The 15,330-nt window shown below is 73.7% G+C and carries 15 protein-coding genes; 3 read left to right on the top strand and 12 right to left on the bottom strand.

Annotation, left to right across the window (positions count from 1 at the left end):
* Window positions 1-2: 2 nt before the first annotated feature.
* Complete coding sequence (uraH, locus tag ACTHM3_RS11260) at window positions 3-320, bottom strand: hydroxyisourate hydrolase (RefSeq protein ID WP_440406190.1); 318 nt, start codon at window positions 318-320, stop codon at window positions 3-5.
* Window positions 317-790: a 2-oxo-4-hydroxy-4-carboxy-5-ureidoimidazoline decarboxylase gene (gene uraD, locus ACTHM3_RS11255; protein WP_440406189.1), complete on the bottom strand. Its 474-nt coding sequence runs from the start codon at window positions 788-790 to the stop codon at window positions 317-319. The genes uraH and uraD overlap by 4 nt, the downstream gene beginning before the upstream one ends.
* 16 nt (window positions 791-806) lie before the next feature.
* Here uraD and ACTHM3_RS11250 point away from each other — a divergent pair, with 16 nt between their 5' ends.
* Window positions 807-1,316: a nucleotidyltransferase family protein gene (locus ACTHM3_RS11250; protein ID WP_440406188.1), complete on the top strand. Its 510-nt coding sequence runs from the start codon at window positions 807-809 to the stop codon at window positions 1,314-1,316.
* A gap of 49 nt (window positions 1,317-1,365) precedes the next feature.
* Here the strand turns inward: ACTHM3_RS11250 and ACTHM3_RS11245 are convergent, their stop codons facing one another.
* The 4 genes from ACTHM3_RS11245 to ACTHM3_RS11230 all read right to left on the bottom strand — a co-directional run bounded on the left by ACTHM3_RS11245 (window position 1,366) and on the right by ACTHM3_RS11230 (window position 6,534).
* A complete protein-coding gene (locus tag ACTHM3_RS11245; RefSeq protein ID WP_440406187.1) occupies window positions 1,366-2,619 on the bottom strand; it encodes a Zn-dependent hydrolase in 1,254 nt (417 codons plus the stop codon).
* Window positions 2,620-2,683: 64 nt separating this feature from the next.
* Window positions 2,684-3,910, bottom strand: a complete 1,227-nt coding sequence (locus ACTHM3_RS11240; protein ID WP_440406186.1) for a pyridoxal-phosphate-dependent aminotransferase family protein — start codon at window positions 3,908-3,910, stop codon at window positions 2,684-2,686.
* A gap of 12 nt (window positions 3,911-3,922) precedes the next feature.
* Window positions 3,923-5,494, bottom strand: a complete 1,572-nt coding sequence (locus tag ACTHM3_RS11235) for an AtzH-like domain-containing protein (RefSeq protein WP_440406185.1) — start codon at window positions 5,492-5,494, stop codon at window positions 3,923-3,925.
* A complete protein-coding gene (locus ACTHM3_RS11230) occupies window positions 5,491-6,534 on the bottom strand; it encodes an acetamidase/formamidase family protein (protein ID WP_440406247.1) in 1,044 nt (347 codons plus the stop codon). Before ACTHM3_RS11230 ends, ACTHM3_RS11235 begins: the two co-directional genes overlap by 4 nt.
* Window positions 6,535-6,573: 39 nt before the next feature.
* On the opposite strand from ACTHM3_RS11230, the gene ACTHM3_RS11225 reads away from it, so the two are divergent.
* On the top strand, window positions 6,574-7,260 hold the full coding sequence (locus ACTHM3_RS11225; protein WP_440406184.1) for a YoaK family protein: 687 nt from the start codon (window positions 6,574-6,576) through the stop codon (window positions 7,258-7,260).
* Window positions 7,261-7,303: 43 nt separating this feature from the next.
* The gene (locus ACTHM3_RS11220) at window positions 7,304-8,428 is read left to right on the top strand and encodes a ThiF family adenylyltransferase (RefSeq protein WP_440406183.1); all 1,125 of its coding nucleotides are present in this window, start codon (window positions 7,304-7,306) and stop codon (window positions 8,426-8,428) included.
* 27 nt (window positions 8,429-8,455) lie between these two features.
* Here the strand turns inward: ACTHM3_RS11220 and ACTHM3_RS11215 are convergent, their stop codons facing one another.
* The 6 genes from ACTHM3_RS11215 to otsB all read right to left on the bottom strand — a co-directional run bounded on the left by ACTHM3_RS11215 (window position 8,456) and on the right by otsB (window position 15,329).
* Entirely contained in the window at window positions 8,456-9,085 is a 630-nt protein-coding gene (locus ACTHM3_RS11215) for an MSMEG_1061 family FMN-dependent PPOX-type flavoprotein (protein ID WP_440406182.1), read from the bottom strand.
* Window positions 9,086-9,177: 92 nt separating this feature from the next.
* Window positions 9,178-10,206: a ketol-acid reductoisomerase gene (gene ilvC, locus ACTHM3_RS11210; RefSeq protein ID WP_440406181.1), complete on the bottom strand. Its 1,029-nt coding sequence runs from the start codon at window positions 10,204-10,206 to the stop codon at window positions 9,178-9,180.
* Between the two features lie 50 nt (window positions 10,207-10,256).
* A complete protein-coding gene (gene ilvN, locus ACTHM3_RS11205; protein ID WP_440406180.1) occupies window positions 10,257-10,766 on the bottom strand; it encodes an acetolactate synthase small subunit in 510 nt (169 codons plus the stop codon).
* Between the two features lie 2 nt (window positions 10,767-10,768).
* Window positions 10,769-12,523 carry an acetolactate synthase large subunit gene (locus ACTHM3_RS11200; protein WP_440406179.1) on the bottom strand — a complete coding sequence of 585 codons (1,755 nt, stop codon included), beginning with the start codon at window positions 12,521-12,523 and terminating at the stop codon, window positions 10,769-10,771.
* Window positions 12,524-12,556: 33 nt separating this feature from the next.
* Window positions 12,557-14,278: a dihydroxy-acid dehydratase gene (gene ilvD, locus ACTHM3_RS11195; protein WP_440406178.1), complete on the bottom strand. Its 1,722-nt coding sequence runs from the start codon at window positions 14,276-14,278 to the stop codon at window positions 12,557-12,559.
* 277 nt (window positions 14,279-14,555) lie between these two features.
* Entirely contained in the window at window positions 14,556-15,329 is a 774-nt protein-coding gene (gene otsB / locus ACTHM3_RS11190) for a trehalose-phosphatase (protein WP_440406177.1), read from the bottom strand.
* Between the last annotated feature and the right edge of the window lies 1 nt (window position 15,330).

The raw sequence follows: 15,330 nt of genomic DNA, 5'->3' as shown, positions 1-15,330 counted from the left end.
GCTCAGGACCCGCGATAGGTGGAGTACGCGAAGGGCGACAGGAGCAGCGGCACGTGGTGGTGGCCGGAGCCCAGCCGGAAGTCGATGACGACGCGCGGGTAGAACGCGTCGACGCCCTGCGCGTCGAACCACGCGCCCGTCGCGAACTCGATCCGATAGTCGCCCTCCGGGAGCTCCTCCGGGCCGAGCTCGCGGATGCGGCCGTCGTCGTCGGTCGCGCCGGTCGCGACCGTGCCGCCGGGCCCGCTCAGCGTGACCGCGACGCCCGCCGCCGGCCGGCCGCGGACCGCGTCGAGGACGTGGGTCGTGATCCGGCTCACGCCGCCGCCTCGAACGTCGAGCGGAGCCGCAGGAGCGCGATCTCGCGCAACTGCTCGCCGACGATCGCGAGCTCCGTCGCGTCGTCGAGCTCGAGCCGGCGCCGCAGCTCGGCGAGGATCTCGGCGCGCGTGCGGCCCGCCGCGCGGATCAGGAAGACCCGGCCGAAGCGCTCCTCGTAGGCGGCGTTGCCGGCCGCGATCGCCGCGTTGGCCTCCGCATCGTCCGCGTCCGCGGAGGCCTGCTCGCGACGGCTGAAGGCCTGCGCGGCGCCCTCGCCCGACGGGCGCTCGCCGATCCGCGGGTGGTGCGCCATGGCCTCGTCGATCTCGCCCGGGCTGAGCGGCGTCGCGGCGGCAGCGGCGTCCAGCAGCGCCGCGAGGTCCGGGTAGGGCGCGCCGGCCGCGATCTCGTCGACCCAGCGCCGCACCCCGAGCGCGGCCCCGAGCTGCTCCTCGGACGGCGCGATCATGTGCTCAACTGTAGCGATGACGGGCCTCGTCGGGATCGTGCTGGCGGCCGGCGCCGGCACGCGCGCCGGCGGTCCGAAAGCCCTCCGCGAGGGCTGGCTGGCGCACGCGGTCGACGTGCTGCGTCAGGCGGGCTGCGACCGCGTGATCGCGGTGCTCGGGGCGGCGATCGTGCCGACGGATGCCGAGGTCGTCGTCGCGGCGGACTGGGACGAGGGCGTCGCCGCATCGCTCCGGGCGGGGCTGGCGGCGGCCTCGGGCGATGCGGCGCTCGTCACGCTGGTCGACCTCCCCGGGATGCCGGTCGCGGCGGCCGCGCGCGTCGCCGCCGGCGCCACCCCGGCCGCCCTCCGCCGGGCGGTCTACGACGGGCGCCCCGGGCACCCGGTGCTGCTCGGGCGCGACCACTGGAAGGCGATCGCCGCATCGGTGCACGGCGACCGGGGCGCGGGCCCCTACCTGCGCACCCACGGAGCCGACGACGTCGAGTGCGGCGACCTCTGGGACGGCGCCGACATCGACCGCTGACGCGGCCCCGCCGTCCGGCCGCCCTGCACGCGCCAGCGGGACGCGCGCGTCAGGAGGCCGATGCGGCGCCGCGGGCGAGGTCGCGCACCGCGGCCTCGAGCGCGTCGATCGCGAGGGCGACGTCGTCAGCGCGCACCGACTCCTCGGGGGCGTGACTGATGCCGCCGGCGCAGCGGACGAACAGCATCGCGACCGGCGCGGCCGCGGCGATCGCCATCGCGTCGTGGCCCGCGACGCTGAACAGCTCCATCGGCTCGGCGTCGCCGGTGGCCGCGATGCCGGTCGCGATCGCGTTCCGGAGCCGAGGATCGGCGATGCACGCGTCGGCGCGGTGGGTCGAGGCGACGTCGAGCCGCAGCCCGCGCGCGTCGGCGAGGCCCACCAGCTCGGCGTGCACCAGCTCCCAGGCAGCGTCGCGGCCCTCCTCCGTCGCGTCGCGCAGGTCGAGGCTGAACTCGGCGAGGCCGGGGATGACGTTGACCGCGTCGGGCTGGACCGCCACGTGCCCGACGGTGGCGTACGCGCCCGCGTCGCGCACGATGCGCTCGATGGCGAGATCGGCCTCCGCGAAGCCGAGGAGCGCGTCGTGGCGCATGTCCCACGGGGTGGCGCCGTGACGGGTCTCCCCCCTCAGCGTGAGCAGGCGGCGCTCGGCCGCGGCGATCCGGGTGACCACGCCGAGCGCCCGGTCGGCCCGCTCGAGACGCGGCCCCTGCTCGATATGCGCCTCCAGGTAGGCCACGAGCTCGCCGGCGCGGGACGCTTCACCCACCCGGTCGGGGTCGAGGCCGAAGCCGCGCGCCGCCTCGCGAAGGGTGACGCCGTTCTCGTCGCGCAGCTCGGCCCACGCCGGGTCCCAGGTGCCGGCGACGGCCCGCGAGCCGAGCAGGGTGGCTCCGAAGCGGGTGCCCTCCTCGTCGGCGAACCCGACGATCTCGAGCGCGAACGGCAGTGTCGTCGCGTCGTCGCGCAGGCGCTCGGCGACTTCGAGGGCGACGAGGACCCCGAGGATCCCGTCGTACCGCCCGGCGTTCGGCACGGAGTCGAGGTGCGAGCCGAGCAGCACGACGGGAGCGTCGACCGGCGCGCCCGGCACCCGTCCGCACTGGTTGCCGGCCGCGTCCTGCCAGGCGACGAGCCCGGCATCGGCGAGCCAGCCGGCGGTGAGCGCGTTCGCGGCGCGGTGCTCCGGGGTGAGGTAGCGGCGATCGATGCCGCCCGACGTCCGCGACAGGGCCGCGAGCTCGTCCGCGCGCGCGAGCACGCGCTCCGCCGCGGCGGCGCCGCGCAGGATCGCGCTCACGGCCGCGGCCCTCTGTCGCATCCGCGGCCGGGAATGCCGCCGCGCGTGCGACGAATCGCACCGGTCATGCCGCGTAGCTCTCGAGGGCCGCGTCGACGCCCGCGCCCGCCCGCACGGCGACGCCGCCGCGGCGGAGCATCTGCTCGAGTGCGGCGAGCGTCGTCAGCACGGTGTCGCGCCGGGCGTTGTAGCCCATGACCCCGACGCGCCAGACCTTGCCGTGCAAGGGGCCGAAGCTCGTGCCGATCTCGATGCCGTAGTCGGCCAGCAGCGCGGCGCGGGCCGCGTCGCCGTCGATCCCGTCGGGGATCCGCACGCCGACGACGTTGTGCATCCGCACGCTCTGGTCGCCGAAGAGGTCGAGCCCGAGGCCGACGAGCCCGGCGGTCATCGCCGCACCGTGCACGCGGTGCCGTTCGATGCGCGCGTCGAGGCCCTCCTCGAGCACGAGGCGCGCGCACTCCCGGGCGCCGTAGAGCATCGTCGTGGCCTCGGTGTGGTGGTTGAGCCGCTGCGGGCCCCAGTACGCGAGGATCTGGCCCAGATCGAAGTAATTGCTGCGGATCGGGTCGGGGTTGACGGGATCGCCCGCCGACCGGATGCCGGCCTCGACGCTCGTGCGTCCCCGGACCACCGCGACGGCCGCCTCCGACAGCGTGATCGGCGCCGAGCCCGACGGGCCGCCGAGGCACTTCTGCAGCCCGGCGGTCGCGACGTCGACGCCCCACTCGTCGGCGCAGAACTCGTTGCCGCCGAGCGACGCCGTCGTGTCGGTGTAGAGCAGCGCGCCGTGCTTCGCGGCGAGGGCGCCGAGCTCCTCGAGCGGCTGCGCGACGGTCGTCGAGGTGTCGCCGTGCACGACCGCGAGCAGCTTCGGGCGGACCTCGGCGAGCGTCGCCTCGATCTCGGCCGCGGTGAAGACGGTGCCCCACTCGCGCTCGATGACGTGGACCTCGGCGCCGCAGCGCTCCGCGATCTCGCGCAGCAGGTGCCCGAACCGCCCGAAGATCGGCACCAGCACCCGGTCGCCGGGCGCGAGGAGCGAGACGAGCGCCGCCTCGATCCCGGCCCGCGAGGTCCCGTCGACCAGCAGCGTGGCGTCGTTCCGGGTTCGGAACACCCCCCGGTAGAGCTCCTGCGTCTCGGCCATGTACGCCGTCATCGCCGGGTCGTACTGGCCGACCAGCTGCGCCGACATGGCGCGGAGCACGCGCGGATCGGCCGTGATGGGGCCCGGCCCCATGAGGAGGCGCGCGGGCGGGTCGATCGGCGGCGGGACGGCGGGGCTCATGGTGCCGTCAGGCTAGTCGCGCGGTGTTTCGGCCGCGTGTCGCGCGAGGTCGGCCGCGATGCGTGCTCCGACGTCGACGAGCGCGAGGTCGGATCCCCTCGGTCCGACGAGTCCGAGCCCCACCGGCGCGTCGCCGCCGGTCGGAGCGGGGACGCGCAGCAGGGGCACCGAGAGCCCCGGGCGCCCGGTGATGCCCGCGATACAGGTCAGCCGCATCGTGGCCGCGCGCGCCGCCTCGAGATCGGAGCCGAGCGCCGGTGCCGCGGACGACGCCGACGGCAGCACGAGCACGCGATCCCCGAGCAGCGCGTCGAGCCGTTCCCGGTGCGCCGCGAGGCGGTCGCGGGCCGCGGCCTCCTGACCGGCGGTGACCCGCGAGGCGATCGCGAAACGCTCCGCGACCGCGCCCGAGACGGCCCCCGGGTGCGCGGTGAGCCATGCGCCGTGGCTCGCCCAGGCCTCCGCCGCCTGCACGACGCGGAACGTCTCGAACAGCTCGTCGAGGTCACCCGGATCGATCGCCTCGGGGATGCCGAGGGCGCGGACCGCCTCACCGAAGGCCGCCGTCACGGCGGCGTCGGCGACGGAGGCGAGCCGGGGCGCGACGAGCGGATCGCCGAGCGGCTCGGTCGTCTCGCCGAGCGTCGCGACGAGGGCGGCCCGCAGCGTCGCGGCGTCGCGCGTCAGCCAGCCGACGGTGTCGAAGCTCGGGGCGAGCGGGAGGAGACCGGCGCGGTCGACCGCGCCGTGCGTCGTGCGGAGGCCCCAGAGCCCCTGGTAGGAGGCCGGGACGCGGACCGATCCGCCCGTGTCGGTGCCGAGCCCGATGTCGGCCTGCCCGAGGGCGACGGCCGACGCCGGCCCGCTCGTCGAGCCGCCCGGGATCGCGCCGGGAACCGCGGCGTTCGGCGGGGCGCCGTAGTGCGCATTGACGCCGGCGATCGCGTAGGCGAACTCGTCCGTGCGGGCGATGCCCGCGATCGTCGCCCCGGCCTCGAGCAGCCGCTGCACGGCGGGCGCCGTCGCGGACTCGAGCGCCGCCTCGGCGAGCCACGCCGGGTTGCCGGCGCCGATGGCGAATCCGGCCACGGCGAAGAGGTCCTTGACCGCGACCGAGCGCCCGGCCAGCGGTGCGTCGCCGGTACCCGCCGGTGCGGCGACGAGCGGCGCGCCCGCCACCCGCCAGACCCGCCCCTCGACGGCGGGGGCGGGCGCGGCCACCTGCGCCGCGACGATCCGCCAACGGCCGCCGGCGCGGCGCCAGACCTGGGTCAGCATCCCGTGGCCGCCCGCCGCCGGGTCGACCACGAGCACCGCCACGCCGAGGTCGTCGGCGAGAGCCCGGATCTCGAGCCGCGAGATCGTGCGCTTCGCCGCCCCGCCTCGCGACCGCCGGAACGCGGCGATGGCCTCGTGACCCACGAGGAGCCCGCCGGCGTCGCCGCGGAGGGTCTCCGGTCCCGACTCGAACCAGTCGTCGAGGCTCGCCACGTCGTCGGCCATGAGCGCCGCCTCGTACCCGAGGACGGCCTCCCGCAGCCCCTCCGGCTCAGGCTCGGGCGCCGCGGCGTGCCGCCCCGTCACGCGAGGTCGGCCTTGCGGATCGCGGCGTGCACCCCGGTGGTGCGGTCGACGACCTGCGAGATGCGGAAGTCGGTCGCCGCGCTGAGGTAGGCGTACGCGTGTTCGTGGTCGAAGCCGTGCAGCGTCGTGAGGTAGGCGATCGAGGCGCGGACCGCCTTCTTCATCGCGTCGCGGAGGTCGGGGTCCAGGCCCGTCGGGCAGATGAGCTCGTCGGTCTCGGCGACCGGGCCGAACTCCTGCACGAACCGGGCGAACGGCTCGTCGCCGGGCGTCAGATCGAAGCGCACGGTCGCCCGGAGCGAGGCCTCGAACGCCGTGAGCGCGACCTCCCCGTCGCCCTGCGCGAAGTGCGGATCCCCGACGTAGGCGAGGGCGCCGTCGGCGAGCACGGGCAGGTGCAGGGTGGCCCCCTCGGTGAGGAGGTTGATGTCGATGTTGCCGCCGAAGCGGTCCGGCGGCACCGAGTGCGGCCGGACCGCTCCGGGCGCGGCGACGCCGATGAGGCCGAGGAACGGCGCGAGCGGGAAGCGCGCCTGCGCCGGTCCGCCCTCGACCCGGTCGATGACCCCCTGATCGCCGTCGGCGCGCGCGAAGACGCTGACGCTCTCGCCGCCGAGCGGGTACTCGCCGGGCAGAGCGCCGCGTCCGTGCCGGTTGGAGATGACGCCGTAGGGCACGCGCGGCAGGAGCTCGACGATGCGCACCGACAGCACGTCGCCGGGCCGCGCGCCGCGGACCCGGATCGGACCGGTGACGACGTGCGGGCCGTCGTCGACGTGGCGGGTGCGCGTCGCGGCGAGCGCGATCGCGTCCTCGAGCACGCCCTCGACATCGAAGCGCCCGAAGTAGGCGGCGGGATCCGACCCCTGGTCGTCGAGGAGGCCCTCGTGGCTGAGCGTGTCGACGGTCACCTCGACGCCCGGATCGACCTCGAGCACGGGTTCGTCGACGGCGCAGGGCAGCCGTCCCCAGAACAGGCGGGCCGGCTCGGCGGGGAGATAGACGTCGGCGCGGATCGGCCCCGCGCCCGGCTGCAACACGGTCAAGGGGCCCTCCGCGACTCCGGTAGCTTGCAGCCTATGGCGTCCCGACTCCGCGACCATCCCGCGGGCCTGCACCTCGGACTCATGCTCGCGCTGACGTTCTCGACGGGCGTCGCCGACGCGGTCGGCTACCTCGGGCTCGATCGCGTCTTCACGGGCAACATGACCGGCAACGTCGTCATCCTGGCCATGGCGCTCACCGGGGCGGACGGGCTCCCGATCTGGGGTCCGCTGCTCGCGCTCGCGCTCTTCCTCGTCGGCGCGGCGATCTCCGGGCGCACGCTCCGCGGGCTGCCGGCCGGCTGGTCGCTGCGCACGACGGTGCTGCTCGGCGTCGTCTCGCTCCTCCTCCTCGCGGCGGCGATCCTGGCGTTCGCGAGCGCCGACTCGCGTCCGCAGGCCCTCGCCTACGTCGTCACCGGGCTGCTCGCGCTGGCGATGGGCATGCAGGCGGGCGCGGCACGGCACATCGGCGTCGCCGACATCACGACCGTCGTCGTCACCTCGACGCTCGTCGGCCTCGCCTTCGACTCGCGCTTCGGGCGCGGCACGGCGACGCACCCGTGGGCCCGGCGTGCGGGCGCGATCCTGCTGATCGGAGCCGGCGCCGCCGCGGGCGCCCTGCTTCTGCGCCTCGGGCTCGGCTGGCCGGCGCTCCTCGCCGCGGTCATCACGGGCGTCGTCACGGTGCTCGGAACGATCGGACGCCCGCACACCGACTGACCGGCGCCGAGCGCACCTCGGGATGTTCCACCAGAATCGAGGCATGGCGGTGGATCCCGGGGCGACGCGGTTCGTCCGCCAGCGCGCGCTCGAGGGATTCGGCGCGAGCGGGCAGGAGAGCCTCGCGTCCGCGCACGTCGTCGTGGTCGGGGCGGGAGGCATCGGCTCGGCCGTCCTGTCGACGCTCGCGGGCGCCGGGATCGGCCGGATCACGGTCGTCGACGACGCCCGTGTCGAGGAGTCGCACCTGCATCGGCACACCCTGTTCGGCGTCGACGACATCGGCAGGCCGAAGGCGGAGGCCGCGGTCGACGCGCTGCGCCGCCTCGCCCCCGACGCGGACCTCACGGCCCGGGTCGAGCGCTTCGTCGAGGGCGCGACCTTCGACCTGCTCCTCGACGCGGACGTTCTGGTCGACGGGAGCGACAGCCGGGCGACCCGCTACCTCGCCAACGACGCGGCGGCGGTCCGCGGCATCCCGATGGTCTGGGGATCGGCGCTCGGCTGGGTCGGCCGGGCGGGCGTCGCCTGGGATGAGCGGGGGGTCGACTACCGCGACCTGCACCCGGAGGACGCGTCGACCGACGATGTCGAGGACGCCGACGGCGATTCGGCCGGGGTGCTGCCCGCGGTCTGCTCGGTCGTCGCCGGCATCATGGCGGCCGAGACCCTCAAGCTCCTGAGCGGAAGCGGCGATCCGCTCCTCGGCCGCGCCGTCGTCTACGACGCGCGCACGGGCTCGTTCCAGGAGTTCACGTATCACCGCGAGGACGGCGCGCCGCGGCCGGGCTCCATCGAGGAGCGCACGACGATCCCGGAACCCGACACCTCGCACTCGGTCACCGCGCCGCAGCTGGCGAAGCTCCTGGCCGGGGCGAGCACCCTCGGCGTGCACGAGCCGGTGCCCGTCCTGCTCGACGTGCGCGAGGATCCCGAGGTCTCTTTCGTGTCCCTGCCGGGCGCCGTGCACATCCCGCTCGGGCGGCTGCCGGAGCGGCTCGACGAGCTCGATCGGGATGCACCGCTCGTCGTGTACTGCCACCACGGCGTGCGGTCCTCGCGCGCTCTCGGCATGCTCGAGCGCGCGGGCTTCACCCGGGTGCGCCATCTCACGGGCGGGATCGACGCCTACGCGGTGCAGGTCGACCCGGAGCTGCCGCGGTACTGAGCCGCCGTCCCCGCCGTATCCGCTGGCTCAGCCCCGGTAGATGCCCTCCGCGTACGAGGCGCCGTAGTACGCGTCGAGGTCGGCGACGCTGTCGTCGGGCCGCTCGACCTCGTGCGCGATGACGGCGCGACGGGGCGCGGCGTCCGGTGTCCAGGTCTCGGGATCCCACGCCGCCGAGCGCAGGAACGCCTTCGAGCAGTGGAAGAACACCTCGTCGACGTCGACCACGAGGGCGAGCAGGGGGCGGTGCCCCTTGACGACCATGTCGTCGAAGAACGGCGCGTCGCGCAGGATCGTGCCGCGGCCGTTGATGCGCAGCGTGTCGCCGCGGCCGGGGATCGTCAGGATGAGGCCCACGTGCGGGTCGGCGAGCACGTTGCGGAAGCCGTCGACGCGCCGGTTGCCCGGCCGCTCCGGGATCGCGACGGTCCGGTCGTCGAGCACCCGGATGAAGCCCGCCGGGTCGCCCTTCGGCGACACGTCGAGGCCGCCGTCGTCGCCGCGGGTCGCGACGAACGCGAGCGGGGTGGCGGCGATCCAGGCCTCGTCGACGGGGTGGAGCCGGTCGCGCACCTTGGCGGCCGCGCGCGCCGTAGGAAGGCCGACGATCTCCTCGAGCTCGTCGAGGGTGGTGACGGTCGTGCCCGCATGCTCCATGCTCGCGACCCTACGCCCGCGCCGACCGCCATCATGCGCAGAAGCCCTGTGCGGGCTCTCCCGCACAGGGCTTCTGCGTCAATCGGTGAGGGTCAGCGCGCCGCGGAGCCCTCGGTGTAGTCCGCGTCCTGCTGCTTCCACGCGAAGAGCGCGCGCAGCTCGCGCCCGGTCGCCTCGATCGGGTGCGCGGCCTCCTTCTCGCGGAGCTCCAGGAACTCCTTCGCGCCGTTGTCCTGGTCGGCGATGAAGCGCGTGGCGAAGGTGCCGTCCTGGATGTCGGACAGCACCGCCTTCATGTTCTCCTTCACGTGCGCGTCGATCACGCGCGGGCCGGAGACGTAGTCGCCGTACTCGGCCGTGTCGGAGATCGACCAGCGCTGCTTGGCGATGCCGCCCTCCCACATCAGGTCGACGATGAGCTTCAGCTCGTGCAGGACCTCGAAGTACGCGATCTGCGGCTGGTAGCCCGCCTCGACGAGGGTCTCGAAGCCCGCCTGCACGAGGTGGCTCATGCCGCCGCAGAGGACGGCCTGCTCGCCGAACAGGTCCGTCTCGGTCTCCTCGGTGAAGGTGGTCTTGATGCCGCCGGCGCGGAGGCCGCCGATGCCCTTGGCGTACGACCAGGCGAGATCCCACGCGTGACCCGTGGCGTCCTTCTCGACCGCCGCGATGACCGGCACGCCGCGGCCGGCCTCGTACTCGCGGCGCACGGTGTGGCCCGGGCCCTTGGGTGCGACCATGATCACGTCGACGCCCTCCGGCGCCTCGATGTAGCCGAAGCGGATGTTGAAGCCGTGACCGAAGAGGATCGCGTCGCCGGGCTCCAGGTTGTCCTTGATGTCGGTGGCGAACAGGCCGCGCTGGTGCTGGTCGGGCGCGAGGATGACGATGACGTCGCCCCACTTCGCGGCCTCGGCGGCGGTGAGGACCTCGAACCCGGCCTCCTGCGCCTTGGCGACCGACTTCGAGTCGGGCTTCAGGCCGATCTTGACCTGGACGCCGGAGTCGCGGAGGTTCAGCGCGTGCGCGTGACCCTGCGAGCCATAGCCGATGACGGCGACCTTGCGGCCCTGGATGATCGACAGGTCCGCGTCGTTGTCGTGGAAGATCTCGGTGGGCATTTCTTTCCTTCTGGTTGGGGTGGCTGTTCTCTGGTCGCCCGGAGGGCGGGTCAGGATTTGAAGACGCGCTCGGTGATGCTCTTGGACCCGCGCCCGATCGCGAGGAGCCCGGACTGGGCGATCTCGCGGATGCCGTAGGGCTCGATCACCCGCAGGAACGCCTGCACCTTGCCGCTGTCGCCGGTCACCTCGACGACGAGCGCGTCGGTCGCGACGTCGACGACGCGGGCGCGGAACAGCGTGACCGCCTCGAGGATCTGCGAGCGGGTCTGGTTGTCGACCTTCACCTTGACGAGCAGGTGCTCGCGCTGGACGGCCTGGGCGGGGTCCAGCTCCACGATCTTGATGACGTTGATGAGCTTGTTCAGCTGCTTCGTCACCTGCTCGAGCGGCAGCTCCTCGACGTCGACCACGACCGTGATGCGCGAGAGCCCCTCGACCTCGGTCGTGCCGACCGCGAGCGAGGTGATGTTGAAGCCGCGGCGGGCGAAGAGCCCGGCGACACGGGTCAGCAGACCAGGCTTGTCCTCGACGAGGAGGGAGAGCACGTGCTGACTCATGACTACTCCTCCTCCCACGCCGGGGCGTGGTCCCGGGCGTACTGCACCTGCGAGTTGCCGACGCCCTGCGGCACCATCGGCCACACCATCGCGTCGCGGCTCACGACGAAGTCGATGACCACGGGTCGGTCGTTGGTCTCGAGCGCCAGTCTGATCGCCGCATCGACCTCCTCCTTCTTCGTGACCCGGATGCCGAGGGCGCCGTACGCCTCGGCCAGCTTCACGAAGTCGGGCACGTGGATCGTGTCGTGCCCGGTGTTGAGGTCGGTGAACGAGTGGCGGCCGTCGTAGAACAGGGTCTGCCACTGGCGCACCATGCCGAGCGACGAGTTGTTGATGATCGCGACCTTGATCGGGATGTCGTTGATCGTGCAGGTGGCGAGCTCCTGATTGGTCATCTGGAAGCACCCGTCGCCGTCGATCGCCCAGACCACCCGCTCGGGCTCCGCGACCTTGGCGCCCATCGCCGCGGGCACGCCGTAGCCCATCGTCCCGGCGCCGCCGGAGTTCAGCCAGGCGTGCGGGCGCTCGTACCTGATGAACTGGGCCGCCCACATCTGATGCTGGCCGACCCCCGCCGCGTAGACGCCCTCGGGCCCCGTCAGCTCGCCGATGCGGGCGATGATCGCCTGAGGCGACAGCAGACCGTCGTCGGGCTCCGTGTAGCCGAGCGGGAAGTCCTCGCGCAGCTTGTTGAGACGCGCCCACCACGGCTGCAGGTCCGGCAGCTTCCGCAGCCCGAGGAACGCGTCCAGCAGATCGACGAGGACCTCCTTGGCGTCGCCCACGATCGGCACGTCGGCCTGGCGGATCTTGCCGATCTCGGCCGGGTCGATGTCGATGTGGACGACCTTGGCGTGCGGGGCGAAGTCGGCGACCTTGCCCGTCACCCGGTCGTCGAAGCGCGCGCCGATCGCGACGATGAGGTCCGACTCCTGGAGGCCGAGGACGGCGGGGACGGCACCGTGCATGCCCGGCATCCCGAGATTCTCCGGCCGCGAGTCGGGGAACACCCCGCGCGCCATGAGCGTCGTGACGACCGGGGCGCCGGTCGCGGTCACGAGCTTCTCGAGCTCCGCCTCCGCGCCCGAGCGGACCACGCCGCCGCCGACGTAGAGCACCGGCCGGCTCGACGCGGCGATGAGCTCCGCCGCCGCGACGATCTGCTTGCCGTGCGCCTTGATCACCGGCCGGTAGCCCGGCAGGTCGAGCTTCGGCGGCCAGATGAACGGCGCGGAGTTCTGCTGCGCGTCCTTCGTCACGTCGACGAGCACCGGGCCGGGGCGGCCGGTGGTCGCGATCTGGTACGCCTCGGCGAGGGCGGCGGGCACCTCCTCCGGCGTCTTCACGAGGATCGAGTGCTTGGTGATCGGCATCGTGATGCCCACGATGTCGACCTCCTGGAACGCGTCGGTGCCCATGACGGTCGAGAAGACCTGCCCGGTGATCGCGATGAGCGGTACCGAGTCCATGTAGGCGTCGGCGATCGCGGTCACGAGGTTGGTGGCGCCGGGGCCGGAGGTCGCGATGCAGACGCCGACCCGGCCCGACGCGGCGGCGTAGCCCTCCGCTGCGTGACCGGCGCCCTGCTCGTGCCGGGTGAGGATGTGCCGCACCGCGGTCGACGACATGAGCTCGTCGTAGAACGGCATGATGGCGCCGCCCGGGATGCCGAAGACGTCGGTGACGCCCAGCTTCTCGAGACTGGCGAGGATGGCGCCGGACCCGGTGAGGATCGGCGGCTCGGTGGAGGCCATGGAGGTGTCCTTGAGATCGGAGGCGGGACGCGGCTACCCCGTGACCGCGCCCTCCGCAGCGGAGCGCACGAGCTTGGAGTACTTCGCGAGGACGCCGCGGGTGTAACGCGGGGGAAGGGGAGCCCAGCCGGAACGGCGGCTCTCCAGCTCGGAGGCGTCGACGAGTAGGTCGATCGTCCGTGCTGCGATATCGACCCGTATCAGATCTCCGTCGCGCACGAAGGCGATGGGACCAGCGTCCACCGCCTCGGGTGCGATGTGGCCGATGCAGAGGCCGGTTGTGCCGCCCGAGAATCGTCCGTCCGTCAATAGTAGGACATCCGCTCCGAGCCCCGCGCCCTTGATGGCGGCGGTGATCGCGAGCATCTCCCGCATGCCGGGACCGCCCTTGGGGCCCTCGTAGCGGATGACGACCACCTCGCCCTTCGCGATCCGGCCGGCGGCGAGCGCGTCGAGCGCCTCACGCTCGCGCTCGAACACGTGCGCCGGGCCCTCGAAGGTCGCCTTGTCGAAGCCCGCCGTCTTGACGACCGCCCCCTCGGGCGCCATCGAGCCCTTGAGGATCGTGAGGCCGCCGGTCGCGTGGATCGGGTCCTCGAGGGTGCGCAGCACCGTGCCGTCCAGCTTCGGCGGGTCGATGTCGGCGAGATTCTCGGCCATGGTCTTGCCGGTCACGGTGAGGCAGTCGCCGTGCAGGAGGCCTGCATCCAGCAGGGCCTTCATGAGCACCGGGATGCCGCCGCGACGGTCGACGTCGTTCATGACGTAGCGGCCGAACGGCTTCAGGTCGCCGATGTGCGGGACCTTGGCGCCGATCCGGTTGAAGTCGTCGAGGTCGAGCTCGACCCCCGCCTCGTGGGCGATCGCGAGGAGGTGCAGCACGATGTTCGTCGACCCGCCGAGCGCCATGCCGACGGCGATCGCGTTCTCGAACGCCTCCTTGGTGAGGATCTGGCGCGCGGTGATGCCCTTCCGCAGCAGCTCGACGACGGCCTCGCCCGAGCGGCGCGCGTAGTAGTCGCGGCGTCCGTCGGCGGCCGGCGGGCTCGCGCTGCCGGGGATCGAGAGGCCGAGCGCCTCGGCGACCGACGCCATCGTGTTGGCGGTGTACATGCCGCCGCACGCGCCCATGCCGGGCGCGAAGGCGCACTCGATCGTGTGCGCGTCCTCCTCGCTCATGAGGCCGGCCTGCACGGCGCCGACCGCGGCGAAGGAGTCGATGATGGTGATGTCCTGCTCCGAGCCGTCGGAGAGGCGCACCCAGCCGGGCGCGATCGACCCGGCGTAGAGGAAGACGCTCGCCAGGTCGAGCCGGGCGGCGGCCATGAGCATGCCGGGGATCGACTTGTCGCATCCCGCGAGCAGCACCGAGCCGTCGAGGCGCTCCGCCTGCATGACCGTCTCGACGGAGTCGGCGATGACCTCGCGGCTGACGAGCGAGAAGTGCATCCCCTCGTGGCCCATCGAGATGCCGTCGGAGACCGAGACGGTGCCGAACTGCAGCGGGTAGCCGCCGCCGGAGTGGACGCCCTCCTTGGCGGCCTGCGCGAGGCGGGCGAGGCTCAGGTTGCAGGGGGTGATCTCGTTCCAGGAGCTCGCGATGCCGACCTGCGGCTTCTCCCAGTCCTCATCGCCCATGCCGACCGCGCGGAGCATCCCGCGGCTCGTCATGGCCTCGATGCCGTCGGTGACGGTGCGGCTGCGCGGCTTCCAGTCGACGGCGGGCGCGGCCGATTCGGGCGTTGTTTCCGGCATGTGACGAGGGTAGCGCCGCCGCGCGGGCGCCACCGACGCGCGGGAGCGGCGACCGGATTCCGCCACGTCGAAGCGCCCCTCCCCTCCGCCCCCGGTCGATGCGCCCCCTCGGCTCCGCCCCCCGTCGAAACTTCAGGAGACGCGCCGCACACCGCTCGCGCCGGACCGCGACTCGGCGGGCCTCCCCTGAACCTTCGTCGCTGAGGGCTCGCGGATGCGCAGGCGTACTCGGCCCAGCGGCGTGGCATGCTCGGCTGGGGCGCGCGGCGGCAGTCCCTCAGGCGCGGGCGTCGGCGAGAAGCGCGAGCGCGGCCGCCATCTCCTCGGGACCGGCGACGCGGAACGCGGCGCGCGTCTCCCCGGGCCCGCTCCTGATCCCGACGTCGCCGTCGCGCAGCACCGCGAACGCGTCCTCGTCGGTGAGGTCGTCGCCCGCGTAGAGCACACGGTCGGCGCCGACATGCGCGCGCAGCAGGTCGAGCCCGTCCCCTTTCGTCGCGTCGCGGACGGAGAACTCGAGGATCCTCTTGCCGCCCCGCGAGGTGAGGCCGGGCAGCCGCGCCTCGGTCTCCGCCAGCGCCTCCCGCTCGGCCGTCTCCGCGACGTCGTCGTCGGCCTGCCGGGTGTGGAGCGCGGATCCGGCCGGCTTGTCCTCGACCCAGACGCCCTCGTGACGGGTGGCGACCTGCTCGAGCAGGTCGTGGAGCTCCCGCACCCGGGCGCGCTCGTCGTCGTGCAGGGCGAGCGGCTCCGCCCCGTCGTCGAGGCGCACCTCGATCCCGTGCGACCCGACCAGCAGCGACCCCGCCGGCGGCCGGGCGGCGTCGACGAGGCTCGCGAGCGAGCGGCCGCTGACGTAGGCGACCTCGGTCTCGGGCGCCGCGAGCAGCCGCTCGATCGCGTCGTGCGCGGCGGGCAGCGTCCGCGCCCCGCCCGGATGGTCGGCGATCGGGGCGAGGGTCCCGTCGAAGTCGAGGGCGACGAGCACCCGGCCCGGCCCGGCGAAGGCGCGGAGGGCGTCGACGAGCCCGGGATCCAGCGGTTCGTCCACG

The organism is Pseudolysinimonas sp. (genome assembly GCF_051954455.1).
GTDB lineage: Bacteria > Actinomycetota > Actinomycetes > Actinomycetales > Microbacteriaceae > Pseudolysinimonas.
This window is presented reverse-complemented; position numbering and strand designations above follow the sequence as displayed.

Coding starts and splice junctions, on each gene's coding strand:
- ilvD (WP_440406178.1), bottom strand. CDS start 14,278: ATGCCGGAAACAACGCCCGAATCGGCCGCGCCCGCCGTCGACTGGAAG.
- uraD (WP_440406189.1), bottom strand. CDS start 790: ATGATCGCGCCGTCCGAGGAGCAGCTCGGGGCCGCGCTCGGGGTGCGG.
- ACTHM3_RS11200 (WP_440406179.1), bottom strand. CDS start 12,523: ATGGCCTCCACCGAGCCGCCGATCCTCACCGGGTCCGGCGCCATCCTC.
- ilvN (WP_440406180.1), bottom strand. CDS start 10,766: ATGAGTCAGCACGTGCTCTCCCTCCTCGTCGAGGACAAGCCTGGTCTG.
- ACTHM3_RS11215 (WP_440406182.1), bottom strand. CDS start 9,085: ATGGAGCATGCGGGCACGACCGTCACCACCCTCGACGAGCTCGAGGAG.
- ACTHM3_RS11240 (WP_440406186.1), bottom strand. CDS start 3,910: ATGAGCCCCGCCGTCCCGCCGCCGATCGACCCGCCCGCGCGCCTCCTC.
- ilvC (WP_440406181.1), bottom strand. CDS start 10,206: ATGCCCACCGAGATCTTCCACGACAACGACGCGGACCTGTCGATCATC.
- ACTHM3_RS11220 (WP_440406183.1), top strand. CDS start 7,304: ATGGCGGTGGATCCCGGGGCGACGCGGTTCGTCCGCCAGCGCGCGCTC.
- ACTHM3_RS11225 (WP_440406184.1), top strand. CDS start 6,574: ATGGCGTCCCGACTCCGCGACCATCCCGCGGGCCTGCACCTCGGACTC.
- ACTHM3_RS11250 (WP_440406188.1), top strand. CDS start 807: ATGACGGGCCTCGTCGGGATCGTGCTGGCGGCCGGCGCCGGCACGCGC.